The 19,167-nt window shown below is 37.2% G+C and carries 8 protein-coding genes; all 8 read right to left on the bottom strand.

The annotated features are described in order from the left end of the window. Nucleotides 1-267 precede the first annotated feature (267 nt). The 8 genes from MJY40_RS02925 to MJY40_RS02890 all read right to left on the bottom strand — a co-directional run bounded on the left by MJY40_RS02925 (nt 268) and on the right by MJY40_RS02890 (nt 19,143). Nucleotides 268-708 (bottom strand): ATP-binding protein, encoded by a 441-nt coding sequence (locus tag MJY40_RS02925; protein WP_317855586.1) that lies wholly within the window; start codon nt 706-708, stop codon nt 268-270. 25 nt (nt 709-733) lie between these two features. After that, nucleotides 734-1,030 carry an STAS domain-containing protein gene (locus MJY40_RS02920; RefSeq protein ID WP_317855585.1) on the bottom strand — a complete coding sequence of 99 codons (297 nt, stop codon included), beginning with the start codon at nt 1,028-1,030 and terminating at the stop codon, nt 734-736. A 13-nt stretch (nt 1,031-1,043) separates the two neighbouring features. Further along, nucleotides 1,044-2,357: a hypothetical protein gene (locus MJY40_RS02915; protein ID WP_317855584.1), complete on the bottom strand. Its 1,314-nt coding sequence runs from the start codon at nt 2,355-2,357 to the stop codon at nt 1,044-1,046. A 43-nt stretch (nt 2,358-2,400) separates the two neighbouring features. After that, nucleotides 2,401-3,792, bottom strand: a complete 1,392-nt coding sequence (locus MJY40_RS02910) for a PP2C family protein-serine/threonine phosphatase (RefSeq protein WP_317855583.1) — start codon at nt 3,790-3,792, stop codon at nt 2,401-2,403. A 22-nt stretch (nt 3,793-3,814) separates the two neighbouring features. Next, a complete protein-coding gene (locus MJY40_RS02905; RefSeq protein ID WP_317855582.1) occupies nt 3,815-5,215 on the bottom strand; it encodes a PP2C family protein-serine/threonine phosphatase in 1,401 nt (466 codons plus the stop codon). A 176-nt stretch (nt 5,216-5,391) separates the two neighbouring features. Beyond that, a complete protein-coding gene (locus MJY40_RS02900; RefSeq protein WP_317855581.1) occupies nt 5,392-6,162 on the bottom strand; it encodes a GAF domain-containing protein in 771 nt (256 codons plus the stop codon). A 14-nt stretch (nt 6,163-6,176) separates the two neighbouring features. Further along, nucleotides 6,177-6,968, bottom strand: a complete 792-nt coding sequence (locus MJY40_RS02895) for an MBL fold metallo-hydrolase (protein ID WP_317855580.1) — start codon at nt 6,966-6,968, stop codon at nt 6,177-6,179. 64 nt (nt 6,969-7,032) lie between these two features. Continuing rightward, entirely contained in the window at nt 7,033-19,143 is a 12,111-nt protein-coding gene (locus MJY40_RS02890; protein ID WP_317855579.1) for a hypothetical protein, read from the bottom strand. Nucleotides 19,144-19,167 lie beyond the last annotated feature (24 nt).

Here is a 19,167-nt window from a genome sequence, read left to right as displayed (position 1 = left end):
ATATGTTTTATTGTAATCCTTTTTCTGATATTTAGCAAACATTTTTTGATTTTGTTCCCTATTTTGTACAGTACCAATTTGTTTACCTATATTTAGGGATACTCCCATCATCTGCTCACATCTTGACCATTCATGTGCTTTTGCACCTCCATTTACATTGACTAAAAGATTCTGAAATTTTAAGCAAAATGAAAAATCAATAAAAAAACCGACTTCGCTAGTACAGCAAAATCAGTTTATTTATTCATTCCTAATTACTTGACCAATTTAAGGTATCTTTTTGATTACTTTAAAAATATTATATCCATTTTTATATGTGTACTCTGCTGAATCCATAATTTTTTTAACAACAAACAATCCCAAACCACCAATGGTTCGTTCTTCTACTGGCAAAGAAACATCAGGGTTTTCGATTTCCAATGGGTTGTACTGTTTTCCATTATCTTCAAAAACCAAAACGATTTCTTTATTGGTTTCAGAATATTCACATACGATTTTTGCAACTCCAGATATATCATCAAAGGCGTATTTTGCTATATTGGAAAAAATTTCATCTACAACAATATTCATTTGCATTTGAATTTTCATAGAAACGTTGTTTTCATCTAAAAAGGTTTCAATACATTCTGTCAATTGGGGAATGGATTCTACTTTTGCTTCTGTATATAAAATCCGTTTGTTATCTTCTATTTTAATGATAATTTCCAAAAAATCACATCCTTTCTAATATATGTTATTCAATGGTTAAAATGTCAACGAACCCTGTCACTTCAAATATTTCCATTACAATTTCATTTGCATTTTGTACAACCATTTGTCCTTTTTTCATCATAACCTTTTGTGCCATCAAAAAAATACGAAGCCCCGCACTGGAAACATATTCTAAATTCTTCAAATCCAAATACAATTCCGTTGCGTCTGTAATGCAGCTTTTCACAGTTTTTTCAAATTCAGGAGAAGTTGAAGTATCCAATCTTCCTTCTACTTCCAATACCACTTTCCCCTCATTTTTCACAATTGTTATATTCATAAATTTCTCCCTTCTATTTTGCAGTTGTTATACCTTGCAATGTATCTAACATTTGATTGGAATTCAATACACAATCAAAAAATACAAACTCAGGAACATCTTCCAAATTGTACACCATTGTTTCGTATTCTTCTGATAAATCACCCCATAATTTTTCCAAATCAATTTTTGCCAAAAAAACGGTTCCCTTCAACGTTTCTTCTTCTACAGTTGTTGTATAGTTTGAAATAACCAAAGGAATCGGATCATTGTAACGCACATCTTTTTCAAAACTCAATTCCACACCAAATTGCTCTTGATAATACAAATACATGGTATCCAAATATTGCAAGTTATGGTGCATGACTGCTCCACCAAATCCCAAATTTCCTTGTCTATCTTTTGTGACCAAAATTTTGACTTGTTCATCTTCCACAGCATAGCAGATGACAGAATAATGCACTTTTAAGCTCGCCATAGAAGTTATTGTTGTAATATTCGTTTGATTTTTGATACATTGTTGCAAAATTTCAACTTTATGGTGTAACATTGGATTTTCACACAATTCCACCAAAAGTTGTTCCTCATAGCAACTGTATTGAGGGTTTGTTTCACGCAACTCCATCTCTTGTACATATTCTTCTAAAATTTTCACTTTTGCATCAGATGCATCTAAAATAGAATCTTTGAAGGAGGTTTTACGATGGTCATGATACATAAATATAGGATAGGGTTCTTGATTCCAAATGCCCTTTAGCTGACGATATCCCACAAAATGGATTCGATTGATCTTTCGATACAACATCCTATCTTGCAAGAACAATGCTGCAATTTCAAAGGATATAACCAGTCGATTGTAAGAGGTAAACTTGGAAATACGAAATCCTGCATCTATATCTGTGCCTAAATATTCTGATTGCAGTTGATTTTCGTTGATTTTATATTCGATATACACATTGTTTGCATTTTTTTCAGTTGCCGATAAATCTGCAATCCATGCAGTTGCTTTGACCCCTAAAAATTTTGCTGTTTCTGCATCACCAATTTGCATATTTTTGATCTTAATATTGAAATGCAACAATTCATTGTATATTTCAGATAAAATATCCCCCAATTCATACATATAGGGAATGTTTTTTGTAAATATCACTTCATCGCCCAATACCTTCCAGAAACGATATCCATCTATTTCTTTTTGGGTAAAGGTATTGATGATATATCCCATAACTGCACTGACACCGCTTGCCCAAGTACCCTCATGTACAGACTTATATTGTGTACAGTTGACCAAATCGAAGGAAAAGAATAGGGTCACTGACCGTGAAACATCTTCATTTTGTAAACACATCAAATATCACCTCCCATACACAGGTTTGCAAAAATTTTATATCTTAATTTCGTTTGAATGCCAACATGGTGATATCATCAAATTGTTGCATTTCTCCTGCAAATATGTTGATATCCGTCTCCACATTTTTCAAAATATATTCCAAAGAAAAACTTTTTACAGAATTGAGTTTGTCTATGAGTCGACCAAAACCATACGCCTGATTATCTTTGTCTATCGCCTCAAGTATCCCATCTGTATATACAAATAACGTGTCTCCTTGTTCCAATTGCATTTCATAATCTCTATATTTCACATTTTCCATCCCACCAATGACAAAACCATGTTTGTCTTTGAATATTTCGTAGTCTCCGCCTTTTTTTTGTATGACAGGATATTCATGACCTGCATTACTCGCTGTCAGCTTTCCTGTAGAAATTTCATAGATACCCAACCAGACTGTTACAAACATATCGCTTTCATTGGTTTCACACAACTGATTGTTCACAGCCATCAAAACCTCCGCTGGTGTATGATGGGAAGTGATTGTATTTTTGATCATAATTTTGGTTGCCATCATAAACATGGCTGCTGGAACACCTTTTCCTGATACATCTGCAATGACCAATGCCACATGATCTTCATCAATCATAAATGCATCGTAAAAATCACCGCCAACCTCTTTGCTTGGTGTCATAGAAGCAACCACATCAAATTCTTTTTGTCCACAAAATTCCAGCTCTACATTTGGCAATGCAGAGTTTTGTATTTCTGTGGCAATGGACAATTCTGCCGCAATATGCTCCCTTTCCCAGTATTGTTCTGCTTGTTTTTGCAAAAGGGAGTGTGTTCTTTTGGATAAGGTAACATCTATAAAATAAAATCCCAAAACAGTCAACGCACGTGGTATATAATAGAGAACAAACACATTTACAATGATATCACGTCCACCTGCTTTTTTGGTTGCTATAAAGTCCAATCTCTCTTGAAAACCATAAATCACTTCGGTGGAATTCATCATATTAGAATCCCAGTTGCCAAAAAACAACCCCATATATGTACTGATCAACATCAAAACCAAAATAATGATGAAGGTAGCAACTGTAATACGTTGTGAATACAGATGGGAAGCTATGAATATTGGCACTGTCCATGCGATGATCGCTTGATATGTCATTCCTACATTCATAATGGCAATTCCCACGATAAAACATAGAATGGATAAATTTTTGAGGGTGGACAATTCGATATCAAACAATTTAGAGGAAATATATGGAAGCGCAAACACAATCAACCCCAAAGGCATAGCAATCCCCATAATTTTTTGATCTACAGTAAAAATATGAGCAATATTCAATGCCCAAATCAACAAACCAAACACAATGGTAACAATAAGACTTTTGATAATATATTGCGTTGTATCCGCTTCATTCTTCTTGAAAAAATCCTCTCCCACAAAACCCCTCCTTCTCTATATTTCAAATCTCATTTATTTGAATCGCAAGCATTGTAATATCATCATCCTGTTGTGCTTCTTCTGCAAAGGTATCCATATTGTTTTTGATATTCTCCAACGTTTGTGCCAGAGAATCTGTATGCAAAGTATTCAAACCCTCCAGCAATTTTTGCAATCCATACAATTCACCTGCTGGATTGACAGTTTTGGTTACACCATTTGTATACAAAAACATGACATTGCCTGGTTGCAGTTTCACTTCATATTCCATGTAGTTTGCAGCTTCCACACTGCCCAATGCAAAGCTTTCTGGGTTGTGCATTTGGGTATACACACCATTTGTTTTCCAGATAGGAGATTCGTGACCTGCATTACAAGCTGTCAATTTACCTGTGGAAATTTCATAGATACCCAACCACATGGATACAGACATTTTATTTTCATTGTTTTCAAAAAGTTGATTATTTGCTTCTTTCAGAACATTTTGCGGTGTTTGTTTGGACATAACCAAATTTTTAATTCTAATTTTAGTTGACATCATAAACATGGCTGCCGGAACACCTTTTCCCGATACATCTGCAATAATCAGTGCCAAATGATCCTCGTCAATCAAGAAGAAATCATAAAAATCTCCACCAACCTCTTTCGTAGGCACCATCATCGCATACACATCAAAAGCATCATACTCTGGAAACGGATTGATGGCATCTGGCAACATTGCAGTTTGAATTTGTGATGCAACGGAAAGTTCTGCATCAATTCGTTTCTTTTCCGCCAAATCTTTTTCTTGTTGCAACAAAATAGAATGTGTACGTTTGGACAAAGACAAGCTGATGGCATAAACCACACCAAGAATACACAATCTTGGAATATAGAAGTTTACAAATGCACGTTTCAAAAGATTTGTGCCATTTATCATTTCAGATGCAATATACACCTTTCGTTCAAATGTTGTATGAAAATATCTAGTGGTGAGCAACATATTGGCATCTACAATCCCATAATACAGAGCAATATACAAGGTAATCAACATAATTATCACAGTGGCAACGAAGGTGAAATGGATTGCTTTTTTAGAATAATAATGCCTAGATAATGCAATTGGCGCAAACCATGCAACCACCACTTGAAAGGTCAACCCAATGTATAACACTCCAATACCCACAACAAAACAAAATAAACTCAAATACTTGATCCAAAAAGCCTCAATTTGTAAAACTTTAATCAAAATGACTGGAACTATCAAAAATAGTATCCCAATTGGCATAACAATATTGACCACTTTCATATCGCTTGTAAATATACGAAGATAATTGAGGAGCCAAATCAATGCAACAATCCCAGACGATACCAACAAGCTTCTTGCAACATACTCATTTGCAAGTTTTTCGCTTTCTTTAAAAATATTTTCTTTTATATCCATATAAAAGCCCCTTTGTCCATGAATCAGTATATCCCCAGATACAGAAAAAAGACGTATCTTGAACCAATACATACATTTTACATCTTTTTTCATATTTCTTTTTCTAGCACAATTCATCCATCAAATTTTGAAATGCAATGGCATATACATATTTTGAAATATATTGCCCCAAGCCATTACTTCTTTTCACCACGTCTTCCAAACAAAGATTTTTTTGTGCTTTTGCCAAAATACGCATACATACTTTTTGCAAGTGCCAAAACCTCTTGTTGCTCTTTGACTTTCAATGTACTAAATTGTTCAATTCTTCTCAGTTGAAATTCCATTTCTTCCATATTGTGAGCACCCATAACTTGCATAAATGTGATTGCTCTCTGTGCTTCTTTTTCTCTTTCTCGACCACTATAATAGTCTTCTAGCATACCATTGTCTTCAAACAACCTTGCAGAATCTTGTGCCAAACCTTTTACAAACTCCAAATCACTATCATCAAAATAGAAATTTCTTTTCTTATTGATGATTTGTATACAACCGAATACATTGTCTTGTGAAACCAAGGGCACACAAATCATGGATTCTGTTTTGAATCCTGTTTTATCATCCACTTTACCTTGCCAACGAGGATCCTTTTGACAATCATATACAATGGTTGCTTCACCCGATAAAATAACGCCACCTGCAATACCTTCTCCTGGAAGCAAAGAAACATTCCCCAAATTGCCCCCACCATATACAGATTTTGGATAAATCCTTCCATCTCTATATCTTTCATAGAACCAAAATGTTCCACTGACTGCCTGTACTGCTTCTACAATGGTATCCAGTGATACCGAAAGGGATGCTTCCAAATTCCTTGCATCTCGCAAACTATGTTTCAATAATTTCAATGTACGTGTGTATTGTACATCCTTCATGGCTCCCCATAAAGACTCCACTTCTTGGCTCATGTATATACCCCCTTTTACAGTTTGATTTCTGTACCTTGTCTTGCAAACCAAACATTTGGATAACTTGATTTTGCTTCTTCTTCTATTTTATTCAATTCTTCATCGGTTTTTGTAGGATTGTGATGGATGATAAACATATTGGGAACACCGTATTCTTTGCCTATTTTACACCCTTCCAACCATGTGGAATGTCCCCATCCCTTGTGTGCTGCATATTCCTCTTGCAAATACATACCATCGTACATGAAAATGGAACATCCCTCCACTGCTTCCTTTGGAAAAACAAAATTGCTGTGTTCATAATCTGTAGCATAACACAAACTACATCCTGGCATATCAATTCTAATAATACTTGCATAGTTTGGATGATTCCCTGCAAACCAACTGACTTTCACATCTTCTTGCAAGAAAATTACACCCCCATGTTCAGATTGTACATCAACATGGTGGAGATTCCCATATCTTACAGGCCAAAATGGTGGTTGCAGTAGCTTTTTCACTACATCAATTCCGCCAAATTCAGTAAATTCAGCATATACATTAACAATCACATCTTTTCGAAATACAGGTCTCAATACACCAATTACATGGTCATAATGCAAATGTGATAACAAAATATCCACCTGTGTACAATCTTGCAATAATTCCTGTGCATTGTATAGCCCTGTTCCACAGTCTAAAATAATTGCATGGGTTTTATTTTTCAAAATATAGCATGATGTATCTCCACCAAATTCAGTAAACTGAACGCCAGAAACACTATGCGATCCCCTTGCTCCTAAAATATACATTTTGTAATCATTCATCGGCTTCTACCTCTTTTTTTGAAATAAGACCCCTATATTAAGATACAGGGGTCTTATTCATTTGCTATTCACGTTTTTTGACTTTAAAATAAATGACCGCTAATACAACAATACTTGCAAGTAAGATAAAGAATAACAATGTAAATCCGCTTTTTTCCATTTGTGATAATGTTTTGACCCAACCTTTGTTGACAGCAAATCCATCTTCATCTTCATTATCAACTTGCAACGCTTCTTCTTCCTCATCATCAATCGAGGTTGTGTGTTTCGAAGCATTGTTCAACAATGTTGCTGTTTTCACTTTTTCATATCCCTGTGCATCTACATTATATACCATAACAAATTCGCCCAAAGATTCCAAAATTGCTTCATATTGTTGTTCTGTTGAAATCAATTCAACTCTTTGTGTGCCTTCAGGTGTAGTGAATGTTCCAGCTTCCATGTAAATCAATTCATCTGCAACATAAACGCCTTCTCCTGGAACATAGCTTGCGTCTTCTATTTTGAGAACACCCAAATCCGTTGCAAGAGTTTGTTCTTGGGCATCGTAAATAGCGGTTTCTGGATAGTTAATGCCAGTGATTACAACATTTGCAGCCGATGATGTTGTACTGTTTTCAGACAACTCTTCCCCTGCACTGCTCATATCATCCACATCACTAGAAAGCATTTCTTCTGGAATTTCTTCATATTCACCAGTTGCTGTTTCCTCATCGCCTTCACCAATGGTACCAAGATCTTTTTCTTCCTCATCGGAACTTGTTGTTTCCAAAGAGTCCTCATCGGTTTCATCCACAGTTTCATCAAAGATTGTTGCATCCTTTTCATCTGTAGATGCATTTCCACTATTGTTATCACCATCAGACGCAGATTCTGCATCAGAACCCTCAGAATTTGTACTGTTTTCTGTTACCAGTGTGCTTCCATCAGAGCTTACAATGGTTGCCTTTACACCAGAATTGAATTCTATGGTTCCTGTTGCTTCTTCATCATCAACTGCACCCTCGTAACCTGAACCACTATTGGTTCCGTTATCTGCATCATCTGCACCCGATTCTATTGTAGCAGCAGTCGTTCCAGTGGTAGCTTCCTCTAATTCTGAGTCGTCATCTCCACCTTGTGCTGTTCCATCTGCATAAGATATTCCATTTTCATAGGAGGTACCTTCCACATCATTGAGTGCATTGGAAGCGTAATCGCTTTCGTCCAATTGATTGAACACATCTTCAGCTTCTCCTAGGACTTCATCTCCTGAGGAAATCATACTTGACAAAATATTTGCAACAACACCTTGCACATAATCGGAAAGTGTGACTGTCGAAGACAATATTGTTCCTGTATAGTAGTTGACAACTGCAACTGCTCCACTTTCATATCGAACAGCAACAACTGTTTCACTATATCCCAAACTGTTGGAAATGTGATCAATTCCACTTGTTGCAAGGGAACCCAAAATCATATTGCCTGTCATATCTACAAATGCATTATCAATCAGCAATCCATAATAAGTTAATTTAGATGATGTATGATATGTAAATTGCACACCATCATAAACAGCATTTTGTTTATTGGACACCAAAGCTGTACCTGTAGTTTGTACATACAATCGGTTGTCAGAAACCAGTGAACCACCATAAATTGTAAAGTTATAGTAGTTGGTAAGGGCATATCCATTGCTTGCAGTTGTATAGAATGGAGTGGTTGCAACTTGACCCCATTGATTCTCACCACCACTACCATATTCAGTCATTGCATTGCTTAAGGAATAAATTGTTCCATCATCTGCCAATGCTTTACCTTGCCACATATGAATAATGGTTGGTTCATCTTCATGTTCTTCCATGGTGTAAACTGATGATGCATTACCAAAGACAATATCTCCTTTTGTATCTTCTGCATCACTTACATAGTACCAATAATTTCCATATGACATAACATCACGTGCTAAGTCGCTTGCTGCATAGGTTCCAGAACCACCATCATAGGATACTGTAAACTCATCTGCAAAGTCATATGCAACTGTCAACACTGCATATCCACTGTCGCTATTGCTGGTACTACCTCTAACTTCCTCTGCTTTGTAGGTTACAACCGTTTCGCCTGATGCAATTGTAATCTCTTCTGTGGTTTCATCATCATCCAATTTCACTTCGATGTTAATTGTATTGACACCAGAAGCATAAACTGCCAAATCTTCTTCCACACCACCTGCTGCTGGAAGCAAAATACCAACAGATAGGTACTGCTCTTCACTTCCACCTGCTACATAATCAGGATTTTCTATTTTGTTGGAATATGGCAAAATCTGAGCAGAAACAGCATCTTCTCCATCTTCCACTTCCACTTCTGTGTCTGTCAAAACAAATGGCATATATGCATTGTCTTCATCTGACATATGAGCAAAGTACCAATTGGATTCATCAAAACCAATGGATTGATAATTTCCAGCATTCTTGAACCAATCGCCATCCACAAGGGTAGAATTGGTTGCAATATAGGTTTGTGCTGTAATACCAGGCATTGCAATGGAACTGGAAAGTCTAACACCATTTAATGTAGTGTCTTCAAATACGTAAATTTCGTTGGCTGCATTTTCCTTACTGGAATGGTTTACTGTAGGTGAAACGCTTGTTCCTGTGCTCATAACATTTGCATTGACCGCAACACTTGTTATTTCTTCGACACAAGTACCATCCGCAATATACCCAATCACACCACCAGCTGCTACAGATGACATAACATCCCCTGTATAGTATGAATTTGCAATACTTACAGAAGTTGTGTTGGCAGAAGAAACATTGCCAATCAAACCACCTGCATAGGAGGTGAGCGAATTTACATCAGCACCAATGGCTATGCTACTTATATCTACATATTCAGCCAACCCAACCAAACCACCTGCAGAACCAATATTAGAAGTAACTGTTACATCTTCTGCAATATAAATTCTTTCCATGGATACTGCATTGGAGTATTTCCATCCAAGAATACCGCCAGTGTGATTATGCCCTGTAACATTAACATTACGCACCGTTAGATTTTCATAAAGTCTTGTTGAGCTCCAGTCGTATCCAACAATACCACCTGCACTAGCGTATGTATAGGTTTTGCCACTTTGGCTGAGTGCAGTGATATCTGTGTCTATAACTTGACTATCTCGTATATAGAGATTGTATTGTCTACCAAATATACCACCCAAATCACAAGTACCTTCTATGATACTGTTTTTCACCACTATATTGGACATTGTGTAGCTACCACTGTTTACAGTACCAAAAGCACCACCTTTTCCATAACCGCCAGTTGTATTACCTGTGTAATATCCTGTTATGGTTACATTATCCACAACAACATTTGTCATGCTACCAGAAGTAACATATGCAACACCAGCAGCACCAAGTTGTGTATTGATGTAAGAGTTTGAAACATTGATATCTGTTGAAACAGATAAATAATACCCAGAAACAGCGCCTGCTGCATTGTAGGCATAAATTGTTACATCTTCTACATTGATATTTGAGTTGCTATATGCACTGGTATTATATTGGGAACCTACAATACCACCAATGTATTGGCATTTATTGCTTGAAAATACGGTTATATTGGATGCTGTAATATCCACCATACTTCCGTATTGATATGCTGCAACACCACCAATGTAATAATAGCCTGTGCTTGTTGTAGCAGACAAATCAATATACACACCAAATCCACTTTCTGAGTTGTTGTCTGCGTTACTTAAATCTGGAGAAATGTTGATATTGGTCATATCTCCTTGCAAGTAACTGACAAAGCCCAAATAATTTGCGGAATAGTTGTTGGATTTCAATTTGATGCCACTGAGGTTGATATTTTCCAAACCATTTGTATACAAAATCATACCTGTTCTGGAACGAGTTGATGTTGTACCAGAGAAGTCCCCAGATATGTCTATGAAGGTCAAATCCTTCATTACATTTGTAACGGTGTCAATCCATGCATTGCCATCAGTTCCTGCATAGTAGTTGAGGTTTTTAAATCCAACGCTACCATCACTGGCAGAACCTTCCAGTCTACCCAATTTCAACCCTGAATATATGGTTGAGCCTTCTTCAAAGTCTATCATACCTGTAATTTTAAAGTTTTCACTGCTGATTTGGTGAATACCTTCATCTGCACTGAATATATCATTCCATTGTGACAAACTGCCAATTTCATGATACGGAATGAATGGTGTTCCGTCTGTTCTTTCATAATACAAAGTGGAAATAAATTCTTTTTCCACACCACCAATATCATAATTCAATACAAAACGATAACTGTCCAAAGCCAAGGTATACTCAGAAGTCGTGATATCCACTTGAATTTGGTCGCCAGATGTTTGCACATAAACCGTTGCATTTGTCATGTCCATACCAGTGATGTACAATGCATCTGTATTGATGGAACCATCCTCATTTGTAATCAAAGCTTCCACTTCAGTCGCTGTAAGCCCTGGATACTCCAAAAGGAAACGCAATTGATAAGGAGCAGAAGTACTTGTATTGTCCCACAAAGTTCTTTCTATGGTCATGCTTGGTTCTTCCACTTGTCCTGGCATTTGAATCAACTCTTGGTTTAGAACCAATTGACGATTTCCATTTTCATCCAGTTTTGTACTATATACAAATGGGAAGTAATACACATCACTACTTACCTCTGTATCCACTTCGGTATCTTCTTCTGTATCTTCTTCTGTGTCTACAATTTGAGATTCTTTCACCGTTAAGTGCATGTTATCATAGTTCCACTCATCATCCAACATGATAATATCTGTCCATGTGGAATACTCAATGAGTCCTGTTGTAGATACAAGTTGTTTTGCATCATCAACTTCACCACTACCAACATTGGATACATTTTGCATATTATATGATGTGGAATTGGAATACCATGGATATTGTACAGATGTGGATGATGCCAAACCTACAATACGATGGGCATCGCTACCTGTGCTGACAATATCCCCAACAGACAAAACATTGATTGGTCTGGTATCTGCATAACCAGATACACCGCCAACATAGTTGCCATCCACATCCATTGTGACATAACTCCAACAATTACGTGTTTCACCATCACGCCCCATAATACCGCCAATATAAGAACCTGTTGCGGAAATGGTTCCGTGTGTATAACAATTGTATGCTGAAGAGTAAGATCCACTACCAATAAGCCCGCCAACACTACTTACAATAGATGACTCGTTTATGGTAATATCCACATTTCTTGTGAAACAATTGGAAACTCTTTCACCTGTGTAATATCCTATAATGCCACCAACACTTGCTGCATAGCTGGAAGAAATATCGTTTATTGTGGAATCTGTTACAGAACAGTTCTTTATCACAAGCTCATTTCCAGACTGTCCAATAATCATACCCATGTTACCACCACCGATTAAGGTACTATTGGTTACATGAACATTATCAATGAGATTTCCATGGCTTGAGCTATAGCGAATAAATCCACTTTGTCCATATGTAGCTTTGCTGGTGGATGATATATACATATTGTCAATGTTCAAATCAAATATTTCTGCACTATACAGATTTGCAAACACCCAAGGTGCAGCTGTATTTTCCATTTTGATATTTTCCAGTGTATATCCATTGCCATCCAAAGCACCTTTGAATGTTGTATTGGAAGTCAAACTGGTCAAACTACCATTGATGACAATGTTACCAACAACTGTTCCTGTAAAGTCCAAGTCATTTTTGAGGAAATAGTTCCAGCTCATTTCATTGTTCATTGCTGTCCAGCCTGAAACTTCTGAAATTCCCTTCCACATGGAAACATTGGTCAATGTATAGTCTGGATAAGAAACATAGGTTTTGTTGTTTAAGGTATAAATCACACTTTCCAAAACATATTCACTGATGTATTCCTCATTTTCAGGATCAATTGCAACATCAATCACAACTTCGTAGAATCCATCATCATTTCTTGTTGTGCTTACAACATCTACAACTGTCAGGTTATCAATGGATACCCCTGTTATGGTTGCTCTGCTTTCATTTTGGAAATTCACTTGAATTCTTGCTGTTGTATCATCCACTTCTCTATTGTATTCCACCATAGAATCTTCCAAAGGAATTGGCGCCGATTCTCCATCCAAGGATGGCAAATATCTATATTCTTGATATTTTTGCATGGAAATTGGAAGGGTGTTGAGTCTTGGGTAGAAGCCCATATTGATGCTTTCTTCCACATCAAAATGATCCCCCAAAATACTTTCTTGCCACTCAATGTTATACAACTGTGCAATACCTGTTTGGCTGATGAAATCTTCTGTATCCGTATCTGTAACAGCATTTCTGGAATAGAGATTATCCGAAACAAACCACAGATTATCCATTACACTCATAGAACTTCTGGAAGAAACCAATCGCATTGCATCCAATTTGGTATAGGTGATACCAAAACCAGAAACGTATTCATACATTTCCCCAACATGGTACATAGACTCTGTATTGGCTGCTGTATATCTAACCCAAGCAGAACCCATTGTGCCAATGGCTTCACTTGCAATCCACAAGTCATAGTCTGTATAGATATTTTGAATGATGCCTCCATACTCATTATATCCAACCAAACCAGAAGCATATGTTGTATTGATTCCTTCACCAGGATACAAACGAACACCTTCACCTGCATTTTGACTATACATATATCCATTTTCCACAACACCACGGTTGTAACGAATTGCTACAGCTGTACCACTTGTTATAGATGTTGTTTGTGCAACTGTTGCATTGCCACCAAGGGCAACAATGAAGTTGGATATGGTTCCATCAATTTGGTTGGTGGTACAAAGAAGTGAATCTGCATAGTATTCTATGGTTACATCGCCCAAGGTTCTGAGAATGATATTGTCTATTTTTCCATAGTTATTATAACAGAAACCTCCATAGGTGTCTGAATAAGCTCCAGCTGGAATGTCATAAACAATATTTTTGATGGTACCAAAGTTGCTATACACAAAGCTTCTAACGGAAGAGGAATCGTCCACTGTTACCACATGACCTTGTGCATCCAAAACACCAGAAAATGTTGTGTTATAATTTTTTAGGTTAAAGGTAAAGTCATCTATAATCAAATAATTGAGCATATGGTGACATGACACAACACGCATATCCCCCGAACTTCTTATGGTTCTATATACCATATCTGTTCTAAAGTCAATATAGTCCAGACTTACGTCATTTCCTTGGTATTCTGTTGTAATTTTAATACGCCAACCATCACTAGCCGTTAAATCGGTAAACAGTTGTTGTAAACTTTTTTCCTCATCCTCACTCAATTGCAAACTATAGAGAGATAGTCCATCATATGCATCTGTCTGGTCTTCATTTATCGTAAGCGGGAATGAAATACTTCTATAATCCGAATAAATGGGAAGTTCCATAGAATCAGAATTTTGCAACGTAAATGTTATTTCATCTGGTACACGTGAAGAACTACCTTCATAATTGACATAAGTAGACACAGTTGCACCAAAGTAGTCGCTGGTGTCGCTGTTTCCATCAAATATCTTCATCATGGAACCCCATGAGGCATTTGTACTATTGGTGTATTGAGGAACACTCATATAGTAGACACCTTCTGGGATAATCAGCAAACTATTGTTAGCAGCATCAGCGTGATACCCTACATAAGCGCCATCTTCACTGAAGAATCGAATGGTGCTTGAGGCCTCACTATATGACTTGCCTGAAATCCAACTGTCTACCTCTCCATAGTATCCACTGTAGTTTCTAGTATACCAATCCCCTGGTGTAACAGGAATCATATTCAGTGTTCCATAAGTTGAATTGCTTGCCAAAATACCTGTGGTTGAATCTGGAAGTTGGAAGGCAGAGAAAGTTCCGCCATGAACCCCTGATGCACCATCAGAAACGGACCCTCCTGAAAGTTCCAACATGTCTATGTCACTGACTTCGCTTTGTTTGATATAGTATGCGGTGAATCCATATTTAGAAAGATAACTTTCTTGATATTTTTCTGCAACCGTATCATCAAAGGCATATGCATCTGGAATGTAGAAGGAAATACCTGTGATTTCATCGTATGAACTACTCCAATGGGGAACATCAATCATAGGAATACGTCCACCTAGCACATATGTACTCTGTGTAGACACATAAGTATATCCACCCTTGCCATCATCTTTGTAGAATCTGACATATATATAACTCGTCATCCTAGTGGTGCCACCATCGTCAATATAATACGGATTGTCGATATCGTAATCTGGTCTATAATCTGGAACATATATATACGCCAAATCCTGATAGGATACACCCAAATCATCTTGCAAATCATAGACTGGTGTGTCATATGTTGCATAGTATTGGGAATTGTAGTAATGCCAATCGTGGTTTGAGTTATCACTATTTGTTGGATCTGCACTGTTTGCAATACCCAACATAGCTTCTTCACCACTAATGGTAATCAAATGGTTGATTTTATCCGCTCTATCTGTATAATCTACAGAAGTCAAAGATATATCCCCATTTAAGTTACCGCCAGCAACACAAGTTCTACTCCACAATTCTTTATTGATTTCTGTTACTGTGGAGTCAATGGTATCTTTGTAGCTTGGAGCCACCAAAACCAATTCGTATTCTTCGCCTTCAATCAAACCATCTATTTCAATGTCGTAATACGCTGTTCTTTCTGTTTGTGCATTTGCACTGATGAAATCAGAATACAAGCAGATACTTCCATAGTATAGCAACACTTGCACTTGTTCATTGATAATGGTTCCATCAGGGTCATACACCAACAAATCCAATACATTTAAGTATTCACTGGATAGGAAGATATCATCTATTTCAATGGTTGGTATCAATTTTTTGGTATAGAAGGTGCTATTGGACAAATTTGTTGTAACCTCTGTTGTTGCATTGGATTTGATAACATTAGAGGTTATGGAAATGGAATATTGTGTTGATGTTTTCAAAGTACCTTCATCAATATCCACATTCAATGTAATTGGAGAGCTATATTTTTCTGTATCGCTATTGTAACTGATACACAAAGCTTCCCAAAGGTCTTTTCCATTAAATTGGGCACCTGTTCCTGTAAAACTAATGGCAAAATCGCCTGTTTCCTCTTTGTCTACAGTGACTGTATATTTCGAATCTTCTTCGTCAAAGTTAAACAAAACTCCATTGTTCAATTCGGATGCCAACAATGTATAGGACTCAACGACGACTCCCGTAGATATTTCTTTCACTTCAAAGATGAATTCATCCACCAATTCCACAAGCTCTGTTGTACTATTGGAATTCATCGTTGCTGTAATAGAACCATAGGTATCCTGTGAAGTAATGGTTGTATCAAAACTTACAGAACCATAGGTAAGTGCTTTTGTATATACCAAGAAAGATCCAAAGCTCGTGGAAACTGTATCCAATGACAATCCTTCTGGTGCCCTATCTGGAGTTGGATCATATGTACCATCAATGGACAATGTATAAAACTTCGCAAAGTCCAAACTTTCAATACGCAAAGTATACACTGCTCCATCTTTTGCATCTGCAAGCTCTATCTCATATGTATCTCCTCCACCAAAGGTTTTGGATGTATCCAGTGTTGTTTGATCGCTAACGGTTGTATCTCCATAGCCATACAGTGCTGAATCCACACCTTGTGTAGATTGTGCAGATAAGAACAAGGAAGAACCTGTTGCAATGGCACCATCTGGGTCAGAAATTGCAATTTGAATTGTCAACTTATCGGCAACATTTTCAACTTCTGATATGCTTGCTGTGGGTTTTTCTTTTTGTGTATAGAATGTCCCTTCAAATTCACTTTCATCCACATAGGTCACTCCACCATCTACAGAAATTTGCATAGGGAATGCGTTGGAATTTTTATCATACCCTTGTGCTGTATATGTATATACAGAATTGGATGCAAGGGCAGGATTTGTGGAAAGATAACTTGTGGGATTTTCTTTTGCCTTTGCAAGGGTGGAGTATGGAACAGAAAGGGTCTGTTCTTCCCCATATTGGTCTGTAACCGTCAACTTCATTGAAGTCAAGAAAGAAACACAATTGAGTTTATAGTTTTCAAAACTAAAGTCTTCCAAATCCGCATCATAGTCTGTGCTATTGGCCATAGTCAAATTGGTCAGACTTATCCCTGAACTAGATGCTGCAAAATTTTCTGTCCAATCTGCATTGACAATACTCACTTCTTCTATTCCTGTAGTAGTTACTTCAATCAAATCGGATTTGACAGATACACGAGAACGTGTTGAAGTCACTTCGCCTGTATCGTTTCCTTCTTCATCCAAAACAGGAACATCTTCTTCTAAATAATAACTATAAGAATATTGAATATATACTGTGGAATCAATTGGCAATTCACCCAAAGCAAATTCTGCATCACTTCTATAGTTTTTGCTTGCAAGAGCTGTTTTACCAGAGAATATTTCTCCATTGTAAGCAGTATACACTACACCTGTATATGGATCTGTATATTCTGTGGTCACTGCTGCATCTCTATCCAAACTTTTGTATACAACAATACTAACACCACTGATGATCGTCGCACTTGGGTCAAAAATATGTAGTTTTGCACCAGTTGCATAGCTCCAAACATCCAAATTCCCAAATTTAATGGTTGGAATGGTATAAACGAATTCTGTATCTGCACCGCCACCTGTTGTGCCACCAGAACTGCTTTCAGAATCATTTTCAGAATCTTCTGGAACTACAAGACCACCTTCATCTTCGCCTTCTTCTCCTTCTAATTCTTCGCCCTCTTCTCCTTCACCTTCTCCTTCTCCTCCACTATTACCAGAACCATCGCTGTTTCCGCCTGTGGAATCGCCTTTGTCTGTTTCATTATCAGAATCATCAGAATCGTCATCATCGTCATCGTCATCAGAATCATCATCATCGTCATCATCGTCGTCGTCGTCTTCTTCATCGTCATCATCGTCATCATCAGACTCGTCAGAATCATCAGAAGCATCAGAATCATCATCTGAATCATCGAAATCATCATCAGAATCTTCGTCAGAATCGTCATCAGAATCAGAATCCGATTCTAAATCATTATCGCTTTCCTCAGAATCATCATTTTCATTGTCACTTTCGTCAGAATCGTCAGAATCATCATCATCGCTATCTTCATTATCGTCATCATCATTTTTGTCGCCTTCTTCAACGTTGATTTCTGCGTCATCGTCATCCAACTCTGCTGCACCATCATACTGTGCTCTCTCACCAGTAATCGTATATATGCTCTCTTGAGATTCTATATCAGAATCCACATCCTTTTGCACGCTTGCTCCATTGCCACCACTAGAATTATCTGCAAGTTCACCATTGATTTCTTCCAATGACACTTCATACTGATTGAATTTTTCCTCTGTATTACTTTTTTTGATGGTTTTCCCTTTGTTCAAAACCAAATAAGCTTCTTCTTGCAAATCATCTGTATTTTGACCTTTTTCTTGCAACTCTATGGCTTCACGTATCAAGCCCAAAGCATCCAACAAACTTGCATAGTCATATACATTTTCTCCAATGGCTAAGGTTGCATCAAACACCTTTTCTTCTTCGCCATAAGTCAAACGACCAGCACTATAGGAATACCATCTGAAAACAGACTCGTCAAAATACAAGATACTATTGGAGGGTATCTCATGACTTTCCATTCTTGTTGTGAAAACGGATGCTTGCACATTCATATACAAACCATTATCTAGAGCAAGCAAAATAAACTCTTCATTTGAGTCAGTTTGTTCCATACCCTTGTTGTAGGAGTCACCATTTGCAACATAAAGCCCATCATATGTTTCTTGCAAAATGACTTCTGGTGTAATCAACCAATTGCCTTCTTCGAAGAAACGCAAAACAGCACCACCGTTTATATACATAGGATAATCAATGTCGATAGCCACTCTATCTTCACCTACATAATAACCGCTGATGGTTTCATATATAATATCTTCATATTCAATTCTTGCAAGGTCTTTTGTTTCATTGCTTCCAGAACTCAATGATTGGACAATCCCCGCAGATGTAGAAACAGCATACCCCGAATCCTCAGAAATTAGGAATGCTTCTTCTGCTTGCACTATCATAAAAATGAAAATTGCCATCATTGCCGTCATTACCGCAAAAAATTTTTTCATGTAATCCCCCCACAACCACAACAA

The sequence above is a fragment of the Chakrabartyella piscis genome (genome assembly GCA_030067835.1).
In the GTDB taxonomy this organism is placed as follows: Bacteria; Bacillota; Clostridia; order Lachnospirales; family Anaerotignaceae; genus Chakrabartyella; species Chakrabartyella piscis.
The sequence above is the reverse complement of the archived record's forward strand: the minus strand, read 5'-3'. Positions and strand labels throughout refer to the sequence as shown.

What these genes read in the sequence shown, in the direction of transcription:
- MJY40_RS02905 (WP_317855582.1), bottom strand. Translation starts at nt 5,215, where the DNA reads ATGGATATAAAAGAAAATATTTTTAAAGAAAGCGAAAAACTTGCAAAT.
- MJY40_RS02900 (WP_317855581.1), bottom strand. Translation starts at nt 6,162, where the DNA reads ATGAGCCAAGAAGTGGAGTCTTTATGGGGAGCCATGAAGGATGTACAA.
- MJY40_RS02895 (WP_317855580.1), bottom strand. Translation starts at nt 6,968, where the DNA reads ATGAATGATTACAAAATGTATATTTTAGGAGCAAGGGGATCGCATAGT.
- MJY40_RS02920 (WP_317855585.1), bottom strand. Translation starts at nt 1,030, where the DNA reads ATGAATATAACAATTGTGAAAAATGAGGGGAAAGTGGTATTGGAAGTA.
- MJY40_RS02915 (WP_317855584.1), bottom strand. Translation starts at nt 2,357, where the DNA reads ATGTGTTTACAAAATGAAGATGTTTCACGGTCAGTGACCCTATTCTTT.
- MJY40_RS02890 (WP_317855579.1), bottom strand. Translation starts at nt 19,143, where the DNA reads ATGAAAAAATTTTTTGCGGTAATGACGGCAATGATGGCAATTTTCATT.